The organism is Pseudomonas sp. NPDC087598, from assembly GCF_044743525.1.
In the GTDB taxonomy this organism is placed as follows: Bacteria; Pseudomonadota; Gammaproteobacteria; order Pseudomonadales; family Pseudomonadaceae; genus Aquipseudomonas.
The window spans coordinates 93,209-107,882 of the sequence record NZ_JBIUWQ010000013.1 but is presented as its reverse complement, the minus strand read 5'-3'; the positions used below and the strand labels follow the sequence as shown (position 1 = coordinate 107,882).

Here is a 14,674-nt window from a genome sequence, read left to right as displayed (position 1 = left end):
AATCATAATCCAAAACAAAACTACTATAGTTAATAAAGATCAATACACAAAGACTCCCATAAAAAGCGAGATCATGAAGAACAAGCTGAAGAACCTGCTGACCGGTTACAAGACCGAAACCGTTTACGGTGCGGACGACAAACTGGACGACGTGATCCTGGATCGTAAAGAAGCCACCCTGTCCTTCATCAGCGGTGACACCTACACGTTCATGGACACCACTGACTACACCATGTACGAACTGAACGCCGAAGACATCGAAAGCGTTCTGCCTTTCGTTGAAGAAGGCATGACCGACGTTTGCGAAGCCGTGTTCTTCGAAGAGCGTCTGGTTTCCGTAGAGCTGCCGACCACCATCGTGCGCGTAGTTGACTACACCGAAGGTTCGGCTCGCGGCGACACTTCCGGCAAAGTCATGAAGCCAGCCAAGCTGAGCAACGGTACCGAGCTGCAAGTTGCCGACTTCATCGAAATCGGTGACAAGATCGAGATCGACACCCGCGAAGGCGGTTCCTACAAAGGCCGTGCTAAATAAGCACTGCTTTTTGCGGAAAGAAAAAGCCCGACCATTGAGTCGGGCTTTTTTGTGCCTGTAATTTCACCTTTAACACCTATCCCCTGTGGGAGCGAGCCTGCTCGCGAATGCGGTGTGACATTCAATAAAGCGTTGGCTGACAGAACGCCTTCGCGAGCAGGCTCGCTCCCACTGGGTTTTGCATTTATCTCAAACGGTGGTGTGCAGGCGCACGTCAACATTGCCACGGGTGGCGTTGGAGTACGGGCAAACCTGGTGCGCCGCTTCAACCAGGCTCTGTGCATCGGCCTGTTCCAGACCCGGCAGGCTGATGTGCAGGTCGATGTCGAGACCGAAGCCGCCAGGGATTTGGCCGATACCGACGTGTGCGGTGATCGAAGCGTCGTCCGGGATTTTACGTTTGGTCTGACTGGCAACGAATTTCAGTGCGCCAATGAAGCAGGCCGAGTAGCCAGCCGCGAACAGTTGCTCAGGGTTGGTCGCGGCGCCGCCAGCACCGCCGAGTTCTTTCGGGGTGGCCAGTTTGACGTCGAGAATATTGTCGCTGGAGATCGCACGACCGTCACGGCCGCCAGTGGAGGTTGCGATTGCGGTGTAGAGAGTTTGCATGGTGTGGGCCTCGTCGAGCGTGATGTGTTGCGCTAATTGTTTGCGCGCTAAGTAAGTGCGAAATAAATGTAGCTCGCCAATATATTGTGCGCAAGATAAATTTTGGAAGAAAGTGCAAATGCATGACGCGGCGTGGTGCATTACTGCATCGGAAGTATTGATCTAGAGCGTTGGATGGAAAGGAAGCTGACTACAAAAAAATTCAGTCGGACAAGCATTCATCAGCAGATGAGGACTCTGTGGGAGCCGGGCTTGCCCGCGATGACGGTGTGTCAGTCGAAATTATGACGGCTGACAGGACGCCATCGCGGGCAAGCCCGGCTCCCACAGGTTTTTGTAGTGCAATATGAATTGAGGGCTCAGACCAGGCTGTCTTGCAGATGGCTGCGCAGGGCCTGCAGTTCTGATTGCAGATGTTGCAGGCGCTCGATCGTGAAGCCGCTGGCGCCGAGAATGCATTGCGGGATGCTTTGGGCTTTATCTCGCAAGGAGCGGCCCTGTTCAGTCAATTCAACAATCACCACCCGCTCATCCTCGCGGCTACGGGTGCGGCTGAGCAAACCTTCACCTTCCAGGCGCTTGAGCAGTGGCGTCAGCGAGCCCGGATCCGTCAGCAGTCGCGTGCTGATTTCTCCTACCGTCAAACCATCTTTCTCCCACAGCACCATCATCGCCAAATACTGCGGATAGGTTAGACCGATGGCTTGTAGCATCGGTTTGTAGACTTTGGTCATCATCAGCGAAGTGGAATGCAGGGCGAAGCAGGCCTGGTTGTCCAGGAGCAAGTCATCGCAGGTGTCGCGTTCGGAAGTCATGTCAAAGCCTTGATCGGTGATGGGCATGAATCTAGCGCCCGAATGTTTAATGCGCCAGATAATTATCAACCGGCTAGTGCCGGCCAAAGTCCCGTTGTAATGCCAGATCCCATGGCGGAACCGGGCTGAAGCGGGTTTTCAGATATTCCAGCAGCAAGCGACTGCGCGAATTTGTCTGCTGTTCCATCCTCAGCGCATAGATTCCGGTGGTCTCTGGTTTCGGCAGACCGTTCTCGCAAAACAGCGGCAGCAGTTCGCCACGCAGCAGATATTCGCTGGCCAGCCACGTCGGCAGATGCGCAATCCCCAGCCCCGCCAGCGCGCCGCAGACCAGAGCCTCGGCATTATTGGCGCTCATGCGGATGCGGGCCGGACGATGCAGTTGCATTTGACCATCCAGTTCGAAACGCCAGGCGAAGGGCGGGGCGATGCCGTCCCAGTCCAGACCGTCGTGCTCACTCAATTGCGCGGGATGACCGGGTATTCCGCGCTGTTTGAGATAGTCGGGACTCGCGCAGGCGATGCGCACCATGCTCGCCAGTGGCGTCGCAACCAGACGGGTGTCGGCCAATTGACCGGCGCGCAGCACCAGGTCGACTTTGCCCAGATTCGAGCCGTGCATGTCGACAAAGCTGTCGATCAGATGCAACTGCACGTCCAGTCCCGGATACAACAGCAGAAAGTCGGCAATCACCGGGGCCAGGTGCCTGCGTCCGAACGCTGCCGGGGCATCGATGCGAATCAAACCCTCCGGCGCATTGCTCAGGGAAACCGCTTCGGCGCGGGCCAGTTGTAACTCGGCGACAATCCGCCGTGCCCGCTCTGCAAACGCCAGGCCCGCAGGTGTGGCAAGTACCACGTGCGTACTGCGGATGAACAACTGGCTGCCGACGGCGTTTTCCAGGCTGTCGATGCGCCGCGCGACCGCCGAAGGCGTCAGCGGATGACGCCGGGACGCCGCGGAAAAACTGCCACTTTCCAGCACATCAAGAAACAGCCCGAGTTGTTCGGTCAATTGATTGGGATTCATATCGGTTCAACGCTTGTGCGAAATCGGCAAAGCCATTGTGCGTTGCTGTGCGTTTCCCCGCCAGCCTCTACTGCGTAGGATGAATCGCCTGACGTAAGAGGAATTCGGCTGTGATGGAGTTTTTGTTGTACCTGCTGTTCGGCGCCGCTCTGGGCACACTGGGTGGCATCTTCGGCATCGGTGGCGGCTTGATCGCCATTCCACTGCTCGGCGTGTGGTTCGGGCTCGATCAGCAGATTGCCCAAGGCACGGCGCTGGTGATGGTGGTGCCGAACGTGATGCTGGCGCTGTGGCGCTATCACCAACGCAATCGCATTGAGTTGCGTCATGCGTTGCCGTTGGCGGTGATGGGCTTCTGTTTCGCCTGGCTCGGTTCGATCTGGGCGGTGGGCATCGATGCGCAAACCATGCGCATCGGCTTTGTCGCGTTTCTGGTGGCGCTCTCGGCGTACAACCTGCTGAAGATGTTCGGCAAACGCCCGGCGGCAACCTCCGAGATGCGTTATTCGTGGCCGTGGCTGGGTGTTCTCGGTGCGGCCTCGGGAACCATGGGCGGCCTTTTTGGTGTCGGTGGGGCTGTGGTGGCGACGCCAGTCTTGACCAGCCTGTTTGGCACCACGCAAGTGGTCGCCCAAGGCTTGTCGCTGGCACTGGCACTGCCGAGTACCGGCGTCACCTTGGTGACGTACGCGGTGCATCAGGAAGTGGACTGGATGATCGGCTTGCCGCTGGCCATTGGCGGGCTGGCCAGCATCAGTTGGGGCGTGAAAGTCGCCCACGCGCTGCCGGAAAAATTCCTGCGTGGGCTGTTCTGCGGTTTTCTGGTGCTGTGTGCGGTGATGCTCGCGTTTAAAGTTTGAAACCTTCGACGATGTGTTCGGCCAGGCATTCGGTGATCGGCGACGGATTGTTCAGGTTGCGGATCAACATGATGCTGGCCTCGGGCAGCAGCGGCAGATCCTCTTCGGCGCCGAGAATGCGCATGTCCGGGGTGATCAGACTTTCCAGTTGCGCGGTGATCGCCAGGCCCGCGCTCACCACCGCCATCAGTGCCGACAGGCTGGTGCTGTTGTAGGCGATTCGATAATCGCGGCCCATGGCGTCCAGCGCATTGCAGGCCCACAAACGGCAGAAGCAGTCACTGTTGAACATCGCCAAGGGCAACGGCGTCTGCTCGTGGGCGCTGAAATTTTGCGCCTCGGCCCAGACAAACCGCTCTTTGCGCAGCAACTGGCCGATTTCGTTGCCCGGTTCACGGGTGACAATCGACAGGTCCAGATCGGTGCGTTGCAGCAGCTGTTTGGTCGACTCGCAATGCACTTCGATCTGGATCAGCGGATAAAACTGCGCGAATCGCGAGAGGATCCCCGGCAGAAAGCGCATCACGTAATCATCCGGCGTGCCGATTTTCACGGTGCCGACCATGTGTGGCTCGCGCAGGGTGTTGAACACTTCGCTGTGCAGCTTGAGGATGCGTCGCGCATATCCCAGCAGCACCTGGCCTTCAGCGGTCAGGCGCACCTGACGCCCGTCACGTTCAAACAACTGGCGTTGCAACACGTCTTCTTCCAGACGCTTCATCTGCATGCTGACCGCCGATTGCGTGCGGTTGACCATTTCACCGGCGCGGGTGAAACCACCCTGATCGGCAATCGCCACAAAGGTACGCAGGACATCGGTATCGATACTGGGGTAGGCCGACAATTGATGAATCTCCGTGATGAATGCCATCAGAAACATTCGTTGGATTGATCTTAGCGCTGGCGCGAGACTTGATCCATCCAAAACGGAGGGCAACACGATGAAAGGTCAAAGAGAGTATGTAGACGAAGAAAAATTTTCCGGCCATGGCCATATGGTCTCCGACCTGCTGCACAAGTTTAGCCGCTGGTACGAACTTCATCGTGAACGCGAGTTGCTCGCCAGTTTGAGCGACGAAGCGTTGAAGGACATCGGGGTCAGTCGTGCCGACGTCGAACACGAGTCGATCCGGCCATTCTGGGATGATCCGATGCATAAATGATGAGGCCATCGCTACACAAAACCTTCTGGACTGAGGTAGGTTGCGAGCAGACAAGGAGATGCTCATGCCCGCGACACTGTCCTTTTCCCTCAAACAGGCTCGACGTCTGGCACTGGCTGCCCAAGGGTTCAACGGGCGCCAGCCGCCGACCGTCAAGGCAACGCACGTCAACCGGCTGATCGAACGGCTGGGCCTGCTGCAAATCGACTCCGTCAACGCCGTGGTGCGCTCGCACTACCTGCCGCTGTTTTCCCGTCTGGGTGCCTATTCTTCCGACTTGCTCGACCAGGCTGCCTGGAGTTCGGGGCGTCGTCGCACGTTGTTTGAATACTGGGGGCACGAAGCATCGCTGTTGCCGCTGTCGATGTATCCGTTGCTTGGCTGGCGCATGCAGCGGGCCCGACATGGCAGAGACATTTATCAGCAACTGGCGAAGTTTGGTCTGGAGCAGAAGGAGGTCATTCGCCGGGTTTTGACTGCGGTCGAAGAGCGGGGCGCGTTGGGGGCGGGCAGTTTGTCGACTCGCGAAGACAAGCCCGGTCAGTGGTGGGACTGGAGCGCAGAAAAGCATGCGCTGGAGTGGTTGTTTGCCGCCGGTGAAGTGACCGTCGCCGGGCGACGGGGTTTCGAGCGTTTGTATGATTTGCCGGAGCGGGTGATTCCCTCCGCAATCCTGCAACAGGCAGTGCCTGATGAGGCCGAGGCGCAGCGTGGACTGTTATTGCATGCGGCTGAGGCGTTGGGGGTTGGCACGGAAAAGGATCTGCGCGATTACTTTCGTTTGAATCCGACTGACGCGCGTCCGCGTCTGGCCGAGTTGGTAGAGGCTGGACAGTTACTGATGTGCGAGGTCGCCGACTGGCGACAAATCGCCTATTGCCTGCCGGAGCCGAAGGTCCCGCGCAAGGTGACGGCCAGTGCGCTGCTGTCGCCGTTCGACTCGCTGATCTGGGAGCGTAGCCGCACCGAGCGGCTGTTTGATTTTCGCTATCGGCTGGAAATCTACACGCCGCAGGACAAGCGGGTTTACGGCTATTACGTGTTGCCATTTCTGCACAATGAGCGGATTGCGGCGCGGGTCGACTTGCGCGCCGAACGGGCGTCTGGGCGGTTGGCGGTGCATGCGGTGCACGAGGAGGAGTCGGGGCTGGATGATCAGGGGATGTTGGCGTTGGCCATGAATTTGCGGCAGATGGCAGATTGGTTGGGGCTTGAGCGAGTGCAGCTGAATTGTCAGCGCGAGAGTGCGGGGCGGTTGCGGGTGGCATTGGCACAGATCGGCTGTGATTGATCTGACGCCATCGCTGGCAAGCCAGGCTCCCACAATGATCGAGTCGGTCACAAAATCTGTGTACGACGCAAATCCTGTGGAAGCCTGGCTTGCCAGCGATGGCGCCAGTTCAGACGATAAACATATCCAGCCTTAGCGGCGGACTTGCTTCAGCGTCTCGGCAATCAAAAATGCCAGTTCCAGCGACTGATCGGCATTCATTCGCGGATCGCAGTGGGTGTGATAGCGATCCGACAAACCATCTTCAGTAATCGGCCGCGCCCCACCAATGCATTCGGTGACATTCTGCCCGGTCATTTCGATGTGGATCCCGCCGGCATAACTGCCTTCGGCCTCGTGCACCTGGAAGAACTGCTTCACCTCGCCGAGGATCTGCGCAAAGTCGCGAGTCTTGTAGCCGCTGCTGGCCTTGATGGTGTTGCCGTGCATCGGGTCCGAACTCCACAGCACTTGCTTGCCTTCACGCTGCACGGCGCGAATCAGTGCTGGCAAGTGATCGCCAACCTTGTTCGCGCCCATCCGAGCGATCAGGTTCAGGCGGCCTGGATCGTTGCTCGGGTTGAGGACGTCGATCAGGCGGATCAGGTCGTCGGGGTTCATGCTCGGGCCGACTTTGACGCCGATCGGGTTGTTGACCCCGCGCAGGAATTCGACGTGAGCGCCGTCGAGCTGACGGGTGCGGTCGCCGATCCACAGCATGTGCGCCGAGCAATCGTAATAATCGTTGGTCAGGCTGTCGCGGCGCACGAAGGCTTCTTCGTAGTTCAGCAGCAGCGCTTCGTGGGCGGTGAAGAAACTGGTTTCGCGCAGTTGCGGCGAGCTGTCCATGCCACAGGCGCGCATGAATGCCAGGGTTTCATCGATGCGGTCAGCAAGGTGGCTGTACTTCTCGGCCAGCGCCGAGTTGGCGATGAAATCGAGGTTCCACTTGTGCACTTGATGCAGGTCGGCAAAGCCACCCTGGGCAAAGGCGCGCAGCAGGTTCAGCGTCGCGGTGGACTGGTGATAGGACTGCAGCAGGCGCTCGGGATCCGGCACGCGGCTCTTTTCGTCGAAGCCGATGCCGTTGACGATGTCACCACGGTAGGCGGGCAGGGTCACGCCGTTGATGGTCTCGTCATTGGCGGAACGTGGTTTGGCGAACTGACCGGCCATGCGGCCGACCTTGACCACCGGGCAACCGGCAGCGAAGGTCATGACGATCGCCATTTGCAGCAACACTTTAAAGGTGTCGCGAATCTTTGCCGCGGAGAATTCGGCGAAGCTTTCTGCGCAATCGCCGCCCTGCAACAGGAACGCCCGGCCCTGAGTCACTTCGGCAAACTGACGGCGCAGTTCACGCGCCTCGCCGGCAAACACCAGCGGCGGATAACTGGCCAGCGTCTGCTCGACCTGGCGCAGGTGCGCGACGTCGGGGTATTGGGGTTGTTGCTGGATCGGCAGGGCACGCCAGCTGTCAGGGCTCCACGGTTGGCTCATCACGTTCTCTAAGGTTCTACGCACGGAAGGCCATGGTAGCAGCAAATTAGTGCGTGACCTGTTCCTGCTCCTTCGCCGACAATCGCCGCTTTGCCACGGCCCCACAGCGGTGCCATCGCGTCACCGCGCCCGGTGACCATCAGGAGACGAAATGACTGAGGAGCGCGTCGAGCATCTGCTCGCCGAAGTACAGGATGAGTTCGGCGTGATTCGCGTGCTGGAGGTGGCCGATTATCGCTTTCTGGAGTTTGGCGATGCCATCGAGCAGAGCTGTGTGTTCACCGCCGACCCGAGCTGGCTGGAATACGATTACACCCGGGCGATGCTGATTGGTGCGTTGTGTCATGAGCAGCCGGAGAGTGCGCTGTTCCTCGGGCTGGGTGCCGGTACGCTGACTCAGGCCTGCCTCAAGTTCCTGCCGCTGGAGGATGTTGAAGCCATCGAGTTGCGCCCGGACGTACCGCGTCTGGCCATCGAATACCTTGGCCTGGATGATGATCCGCGCTTGTACATTCGCGTCGGCGATGCGCTGGAACTGTTGCCGACTGCCGAGCCTGCGGATCTGATTTTCGTCGACCTTTATACCGACGTCGGGCCGGGTGTCGGTCATTTGGCCTGGAGCTTTCTCGGCGACTGTCAGAAGCGCCTGAATCCGGGTGGCTGGCTGGTGATCAACCAATGGGCCACGGATGACGGCAAGCCGCTCGGTGCGGCGTTGTTGCGCGGGCTCTATCACCGGCATTACTGGGAGCTGCCGGTGAAGGAGGGCAATGTGATTCTGATTGTGCCGGCGGATCTCGATCAGGTGCTGGATCTGCAGGCACTGAGCGCCCGGGCCGCAGCGCTGGCGCCGCAGTTGGGTTATTCGCTGGAGTCGTTGATCAAGGCGATTCGCCCGGCCACTTGAGTCGTCAATGATGGCCTCTTCGCGAGCAGGCTCGCTCCCACTTTGGGATGCATTCCCCTGTGGGAGCGAGCCTGCTCGCGAAGAGGGCCTGATAAACAGCGAATATTTCAGATCCCTTTGAAGACTCCAGGTCGCCGCTCCACCAGCGACCGTACTCCCTCCTTGGCATCCTCACTGCCCAGCAACTTCTTCACCAGCGCCGGCAACGCCTGAGCTGCCGTCGTCTCGCCTTCATAACGCGCCTGCCGCGCCGACATCAACGTTGCCTGTACACCCAGCGGTGCCTGCCGCGCAATCCGCTCGGCCAATTCGATGGCCCGTGGCAACAGGTCTTCGCTGGCCATCACCTCCTGTACCAGGCCCAGTCGCAACGCATCGTGCGCATCGAACTCATCGCCGGTCAGCAGCCAGCGCATCGCATTGCCCCAACCCGCCACCTGATGAAAGCGCAAAGTCGCGCCACCAAAAGGAAAGATCCCACGCTGTACTTCCATTTGCGCGAAGCGAGTGTTGCTGGCGCAAAGGTTGATATCCGCGGCCAGCATCAGCTCGATGCCGATGGTCAGGCAGTAACCCTGCGCCGCGACAATCACCGGTTTGCTCACCCGTGGCCCGACGAAAACGCCCCACGGATCGCAACCGCCGGTCGGAACTTGCCAGCCTTGGGCCGGTGCGGAGCTGGCATTCACCAGATCCAGACCAGCGGTAAAGTGCTCGCCATGCCCGAACACTACGGCTACCCGCGCCTCGCTGTCGGCCTCGAACTCGCCATAGGCCAGGCTCAGGTCATTGAGCAGATCGAGGTCGAAAGCATTGCGTTTGGCCGCTCGGTCCAGGCCGATCAGATGGACATGACCACGACGTTCACGGCTGACGCGGCCGGGGCAGGGCTGACTCATGGATAAATCCTCGGGCGGGAAGGGCGGGGGCAGCAGCGGTATGCCGCACATCGGTGAATCGTTTAAGCGTCATCGCCCGCAGGGCCGGGCCTTTGAAAAATAGCCCTTTGCGTGATTATCCGCAAAACCCCGTTACACAGCGGTGACACACGCATTCAGGCAATAAAAAAAGCTCCCATTTCGGGCAAAATCCGGTATAGTGCGCGCCGGCCTTTAACCGGGCCGCGTTTAGGTAGCGCAATTCCCCGAAGTCAGCTTCGGCTGCACGTCCGCCCTGCGGGCTCTTCCTTGACGATTCTCTTTTTCATTCATACGTTTTCGCAAATCCCCGCCGACAAAGCTGCCAGGGCGACTCTTGAGTCTCAACACGGCATGCGCAGCTTTGGAGCATGGGTCTTTGCGGATGCACTTAGAGGCAGACCCATGACCCAGGAAACCGGCGGATTCGCCGCTTTTAATCTTAACCCGAATATTCTTGCAGCCGTCGCAGCGACCGGCTACGAAGAGCCTTCGGCGATTCAGCAGCAATCGATCCCGATCATCATGGCCGGCCAGGACATGATTGGCCAGGCGCAAACCGGTACTGGTAAAACCGCCGCGTTCGCTCTGCCTATTCTGCACCGCATCGATCCTGCCAAGCGCGAACCGCAAGCCCTGATCCTGGCGCCAACCCGAGAGTTGGCGCTGCAAGTAGCAACCGCTTTTGAAACCTACGCCAAGCAAATGCCGGGCGTAACTGTTGTGGCTGTCTACGGCGGCGCGCCGATGGGCCCACAATTGAAAGCGATCCGTAATGGCGCACAGATCGTTGTCGCTACTCCGGGTCGTCTGTGTGACCACCTGCGTCGCGACGAAAAAGTCCTGTCGACTGTGAACCACCTGGTTCTCGACGAAGCTGACGAAATGCTGAAGCTGGGCTTCATGGATGACCTGGAAGTCATCTTCAAGGCTCTGCCATCGACCCGTCAGACCGTTCTGTTCTCGGCGACCCTGCCGCAGTCGATCCGTGCCATTGCCGAACGCCACCTGCGCGATCCGCAGCACGTGAAGATCCAGACCAAGACCCAGACTGTTACCGCGATCGAACAGGCTCACCTGTTGGTTCACGCTGACCAGAAGACCTCTGCCGTTCTCAGCTTGCTGGAAGTGGAAGACTTCGACGCGCTGATCATGTTCGTGCGCACCAAGCAAGCGACCCTGGATCTGGCCAGTGCCCTCGACGCCAAAGGCTACAAAGCCGCTGCGCTGAACGGTGACATCGCCCAGAACCAGCGTGAGCGCGTGATCGACTCGCTGAAAGATGGCCGTCTGGACATCGTTGTGGCGACCGACGTAGCTGCTCGTGGTCTGGACGTTCCGCGTATCACTCACGTATTCAACGTGGACATGCCGTACGATCCTGAGTCCTACGTGCACCGTATCGGCCGTACTGGCCGTGCCGGTCGCGAAGGCCGTGCGCTGCTGCTGGTGACTCCGCGTGAGCGCCGCATGCTGCAAGTGATCGAGCGTGTAACCGGTCAGAAGGTTGCTGAAGTTCGCCTGCCGGACGCTCAAGCCGTTCTCGATGCGCGCATCAAGAAACTGACCAACAGCCTGTCGCCGCTGGTCGCTGATGCCGAATCGACTCACGGTGAACTGCTGGATCGTCTGACCGCTGACATCGGCTGCTCGCCGCGTGCTCTGGCTGCTGCGCTGCTGCGCAAGGCTACCAACGGTCAAGCGCTGAACCTGGCAGCGATCGAGAAGGAACGTCCACTGGTGCCGAACAACGCACCGCGTGGCGACCGTCCTGAGCGTTCCGGTGATCGTCCTGATCGTGGTGATCGCGAGCGTCGCGCGCCAATGCCTTTGGGCGAAGGCCGTGCTCGTTGCCGTACCGCGCTGGGTGCGCGTGACGGTATCGCCGCGAAAAACCTGCTGGGCGCCATCCTCAACGAAGGCGGTCTGGCCCGTGAAGCGATCGGTCGCATCCAGGTGCGTGACAGCTTCAGCCTCGTCGAGCTGCCGGAAGATGGTCTGGACAAACTCCTGACCAAGCTGAAGGACACTCGCGTTGCTGGCAAGCAGTTGAAGCTGCGTCGCTATCGCGAAGATTGATCCGCCCCTGGGCTGATTGATCGAACATAAAAAATCCCCGACTGGTTCGGGGATTTTTTTTGCCTGCTTTTTGGATTCACGCAAATCCCAGTGGGGGCTGGCTTGCCAGCGATGACGTCAGCCGAAGCGATAGATATCCATCCCTAAGGCACCCATCGTGAATCCCTTGTGCGCGACGCTGAACTCACCCCCGGCACCCCGCGCAAAATACAACGGCAACAAATGCTCGTCACTCGGGTGGCTGCGCACCGCGCTCGGTGCTTGCTGACGGTAATCGTGCAAGGCCGCTTCGTCATCGGCCGCGAGCTTCTCGATCACCCAGTCACGGAAGTCCCGCGCCCACGGCTCGACGCTCTCCGGACCGGCGTGCCAGTCCAGCTCGCGCAGGTTATGGGTGATGCTGCCGGAACCGATCAGCAAAATCCCTCGTTCGCGCAGGCCTGCCAACGCACGGCCAACCCGGGTTTGCAGTGCCGGGCCGCTGCGGCTCGGCAGTGAAACCTGTACCACCGGTATATCCGCCTGCGGGTACATCAGTGACAACGGCACCCACACGCCGTGATCGAACGGTCGTTGCGGATCAAGACGCGCGGGCAAGTTGCTGGCGGTCAGTAAATCGGCGACTTCAGCAGCCAGTTGTGGATCACCCGGCGCCGGGTACTGCACTTCGAACAGGGCGCGGGGAAAACCGCCGAAATCGTGCCAGGTCTCGGGTTGCGGATGGCTGCTGATCAACAGTTCGTGACTCTCCCAGTGTGCGGAGACAATCACTATGGCTTTCGGCCTCGGCAGTTCGGCAGCCAGTCGCGCCAATGCCGGGCCGCTGGCGCCGGGTTCCAGTGCAAGCATGGGTGAACCATGAGAAATAAACAGGCTGGGAAACATGATGGGTTCCTGAGCGGTAAGATGGCCCATCTTCAGTCAGATCATTGATCTAAATCTAATATAAGTTTTAACGCTTTTTGATCGATTTTTTGGGAGTGATACATGCAGCCTGAGTTTTGGCACAAGAAGTGGGAATCGAACCAGATCGGCTTTCACCAACCCGAGGTCAACGCGTATTTGCAGCGGCACTGGCCCGCTCTGGCCATTCCTGCGCAGGCTCGCGTGCTGGTGCCGTTGTGTGGGAAAAGTCTGGATTTGCTGTGGCTGGCCGGGCAGGGCCATCAGGTGCTGGGCATCGAATTGTCGGAAAAGGCTGTCGAGGATTTTTTTGGCGAGCAGCATTTGCAGCCGGAAGTCAGCAAAGAAGGCGCGTTCAAGGTCTATCGCGCGGGAGCTATCGAGGTGTGGTGCGGTGATGTCTTTGCGTTAAAGGCCGACGATGTCGCTGATTGCACCGCGCTGTACGACCGCGCCGCGTTGATCGCGCTGCCACCAGCGATGCGTGAGCAATACGCGGCGCATTTGCTGAGTATCTTGCCGAAGGGCTCGCAGGGCTTGCTGATCACACTGGATTACGATCAGGCGCAGATGCCCGGGCCACCGTTTGCCGTGCCGGATGCCGAGGTACAGCGCTTGCTTGGGAATGACTGGCAGATCGAGAAGCTGGACCAGCAGGATGTGCTGGGTGAGAGCTGGAAGTTCTTGCAGGCGGGTGTGACGCGGCTGGAGGAGCGGGTTTACCGGGTTTCTTCCAGATAAATTTAATTGTCTGTGGCGGCCTCTTCGCGAGCAGGCTCGCTCCTACATTGCTTTGTGCTGAATCGTAGATTGCGTGAGCGCCACAGAACCCTGTAGGAGTGAGCCTGCTCGCGATGAGGCCAGCAAGAACAGCCCACTCTTTAAGGCAACAAAAAAGGCCCGCGTCACTGCGGGCCTTTTTCGTTGTTACATCGGTTGAATCAACCGCGACGACGCAAGGCGTCAATACGCTCTTCCAGCGGTGGGTGGCTCATGAACATGCGGGCGAAGCCCTGTTTGATGCCACCGTTGATGCCAAACGCGTTCAGCGTGTCCGGCATGTGCACCGGCAGGCCCTGTTCGGCACGCAGACGTTGCAGAGCGCCAATCATTGCGCTGGTCCCGGCCAGTCGAGCACCGGCTTCGTCGGCGCGGAATTCGCGTTTGCGCGAGAACCACATGACGATCGCGCTGGCCAGGATGCCCAAGACCAGTTCAGCGAAGATGGTTGCCACGTAGTAGGCAATGCCCTGACCTTCTTCATTCTTGAAGATCACCTTGTCGACGAAGTTGCCGATGATCCGTGCAAAGAACATCACGAAGGTATTTACCACACCCTGGATCAGCGCCAGAGTGACCATGTCACCGTTGGCCACGTGACCGATTTCGTGGGCCAGCACGGCTTTCACTTCGTCCGGCGAGAAGCGCTCGAGCAGGCCCTGGCTGACCGCGACCAGTGCGTCGTTCTTGTTCCAGCCGGTCGCGAAGGCGTTTGCTTCGTAGGCCGGGAAAATACCGACTTCGGGCATCTTGATCCCGGCTTCGCGGGACAGTTGCTCGACAGTTTGCAGCAGCCATTGCTCATGCCGGGTACGTGGCTGGCTGATGATCTGGGTGCCGGTGCTCATCTTCGCCATCCACTTGGAGATGAACAGCGAGAACAGCGAACCGGCGAAACCAAAGACCGCACAGAAAACCAGCAGCTGACTGAGGTCGAGATCAACCCCGTTGGCCGCCATGAACCCGTTGAAGCCGAACAGGCTCAGGGTGATGCTGGCTATCAGCACGACCGCCAGGTTAGTGGCCAAAAACAGCAGGATGCGCATCATGGTTGTAGAAATCTCCTCAAGCTAAAGATGTAGCGTACTGCGGGGTATATAAGGTGCTGCACCGGGCTATTCAACCGAGTGACTATTTCAAACTGTGTCCTACAGCGGATTCCGCGGCGCACGACCCATTTCCCACGACAGACTCCGATACGGACGACGCACAGCCGCGACCCGTCGCCATTGCGTCAGACGCGGGTGACGGGTACGAATCGCAAGTGTAGAAGGCGCACGTAAGCGAGGAACGCAGAATTGTTGCT

15 protein-coding genes are annotated in these 14,674 nt (G+C 59.2%); 7 read left to right on the top strand and 8 right to left on the bottom strand.

Annotated elements, in window-relative coordinates:
• The first annotated feature begins 25 nt into the window (after positions 1-25).
• Entirely contained in the window at positions 26-535 is a 510-nt protein-coding gene (locus ACIOWE_RS10240) for an elongation factor P (RefSeq protein ID WP_401390556.1), read from the top strand.
• A gap of 189 nt (positions 536-724) precedes the next feature.
• Here the strand turns inward: ACIOWE_RS10240 and ACIOWE_RS10235 are convergent, their stop codons facing one another.
• The 3 genes from ACIOWE_RS10235 to ACIOWE_RS10225 form a co-directional block, all read right to left on the bottom strand.
• Positions 725-1,144: an organic hydroperoxide resistance protein gene (locus ACIOWE_RS10235; RefSeq protein WP_007964807.1), complete on the bottom strand. Its 420-nt coding sequence runs from the start codon at positions 1,142-1,144 to the stop codon at positions 725-727.
• Between the two features lie 359 nt (positions 1,145-1,503).
• Positions 1,504-1,959 carry a MarR family winged helix-turn-helix transcriptional regulator gene (locus ACIOWE_RS10230; RefSeq protein ID WP_401390553.1) on the bottom strand — a complete coding sequence of 152 codons (456 nt, stop codon included), beginning with the start codon at positions 1,957-1,959 and terminating at the stop codon, positions 1,504-1,506.
• A 73-nt stretch (positions 1,960-2,032) separates the two neighbouring features.
• Positions 2,033-2,989, bottom strand: coding sequence for a LysR family transcriptional regulator (locus ACIOWE_RS10225; RefSeq protein WP_401390520.1), 957 nt, complete (start codon positions 2,987-2,989; stop codon positions 2,033-2,035).
• Positions 2,990-3,099: 110 nt separating this feature from the next.
• Between ACIOWE_RS10225 and ACIOWE_RS10220 the strand changes: the two genes are divergently transcribed.
• Positions 3,100-3,849 (top strand): sulfite exporter TauE/SafE family protein, encoded by a 750-nt coding sequence (locus ACIOWE_RS10220; RefSeq protein ID WP_401390517.1) that lies wholly within the window; start codon positions 3,100-3,102, stop codon positions 3,847-3,849.
• Here ACIOWE_RS10220 and ACIOWE_RS10215 read toward each other — a convergent pair.
• Entirely contained in the window at positions 3,839-4,693 is an 855-nt protein-coding gene (locus tag ACIOWE_RS10215; RefSeq protein ID WP_401390550.1) for a LysR substrate-binding domain-containing protein, read from the bottom strand. The two genes, ACIOWE_RS10220 and ACIOWE_RS10215, sit on opposite strands and share 11 nt — an antisense overlap.
• 97 nt (positions 4,694-4,790) lie before the next feature.
• Between ACIOWE_RS10215 and ACIOWE_RS10210 the strand changes: the two genes are divergently transcribed.
• Both ACIOWE_RS10210 and ACIOWE_RS10205 read left to right on the top strand, forming a co-directional pair.
• On the top strand, positions 4,791-5,012 hold the full coding sequence (locus ACIOWE_RS10210; protein ID WP_401390514.1) for a DUF1127 domain-containing protein: 222 nt from the start codon (positions 4,791-4,793) through the stop codon (positions 5,010-5,012).
• A gap of 64 nt (positions 5,013-5,076) precedes the next feature.
• Positions 5,077-6,303 (top strand): winged helix-turn-helix domain-containing protein, encoded by a 1,227-nt coding sequence (locus tag ACIOWE_RS10205; protein WP_401390511.1) that lies wholly within the window; start codon positions 5,077-5,079, stop codon positions 6,301-6,303.
• Positions 6,304-6,435: 132 nt separating this feature from the next.
• Here ACIOWE_RS10205 and ACIOWE_RS10200 read toward each other — a convergent pair whose 3' ends face one another.
• Positions 6,436-7,782, bottom strand: coding sequence for a class II 3-deoxy-7-phosphoheptulonate synthase (locus ACIOWE_RS10200; protein WP_401390508.1), 1,347 nt, complete (start codon positions 7,780-7,782; stop codon positions 6,436-6,438).
• 151 nt (positions 7,783-7,933) lie between these two features.
• Between ACIOWE_RS10200 and ACIOWE_RS10195 the strand changes: the two genes are divergently transcribed.
• Positions 7,934-8,689, top strand: a complete 756-nt coding sequence (locus ACIOWE_RS10195) for a spermidine synthase (protein WP_401390505.1) — start codon at positions 7,934-7,936, stop codon at positions 8,687-8,689.
• Positions 8,690-8,796: 107 nt separating this feature from the next.
• Here the strand turns inward: ACIOWE_RS10195 and ACIOWE_RS10190 are convergent, their stop codons facing one another.
• Complete coding sequence (locus tag ACIOWE_RS10190) at positions 8,797-9,588, bottom strand: crotonase/enoyl-CoA hydratase family protein (protein WP_401390502.1); 792 nt, start codon at positions 9,586-9,588, stop codon at positions 8,797-8,799.
• A gap of 423 nt (positions 9,589-10,011) precedes the next feature.
• On the opposite strand from ACIOWE_RS10190, the gene ACIOWE_RS10185 reads away from it, so the two are divergent.
• On the top strand, positions 10,012-11,685 hold the full coding sequence (locus ACIOWE_RS10185; RefSeq protein WP_201237358.1) for a DEAD/DEAH box helicase: 1,674 nt from the start codon (positions 10,012-10,014) through the stop codon (positions 11,683-11,685).
• 117 nt (positions 11,686-11,802) lie between these two features.
• Here ACIOWE_RS10185 and ACIOWE_RS10180 read toward each other — a convergent pair whose 3' ends face one another.
• Complete coding sequence (locus ACIOWE_RS10180) at positions 11,803-12,570, bottom strand: DODA-type extradiol aromatic ring-opening family dioxygenase (RefSeq protein ID WP_401390499.1); 768 nt, start codon at positions 12,568-12,570, stop codon at positions 11,803-11,805.
• Positions 12,571-12,672: 102 nt separating this feature from the next.
• On the opposite strand from ACIOWE_RS10180, the gene ACIOWE_RS10175 reads away from it, so the two are divergent.
• Positions 12,673-13,329 (top strand): thiopurine S-methyltransferase, encoded by a 657-nt coding sequence (locus tag ACIOWE_RS10175; RefSeq protein ID WP_401390496.1) that lies wholly within the window; start codon positions 12,673-12,675, stop codon positions 13,327-13,329.
• A gap of 200 nt (positions 13,330-13,529) precedes the next feature.
• On the opposite strand, the gene htpX is transcribed toward ACIOWE_RS10175, so the two are convergent.
• On the bottom strand, positions 13,530-14,417 hold the full coding sequence (gene htpX / locus ACIOWE_RS10170) for a protease HtpX (RefSeq protein ID WP_007908619.1): 888 nt from the start codon (positions 14,415-14,417) through the stop codon (positions 13,530-13,532).
• Positions 14,418-14,674 lie beyond the last annotated feature (257 nt).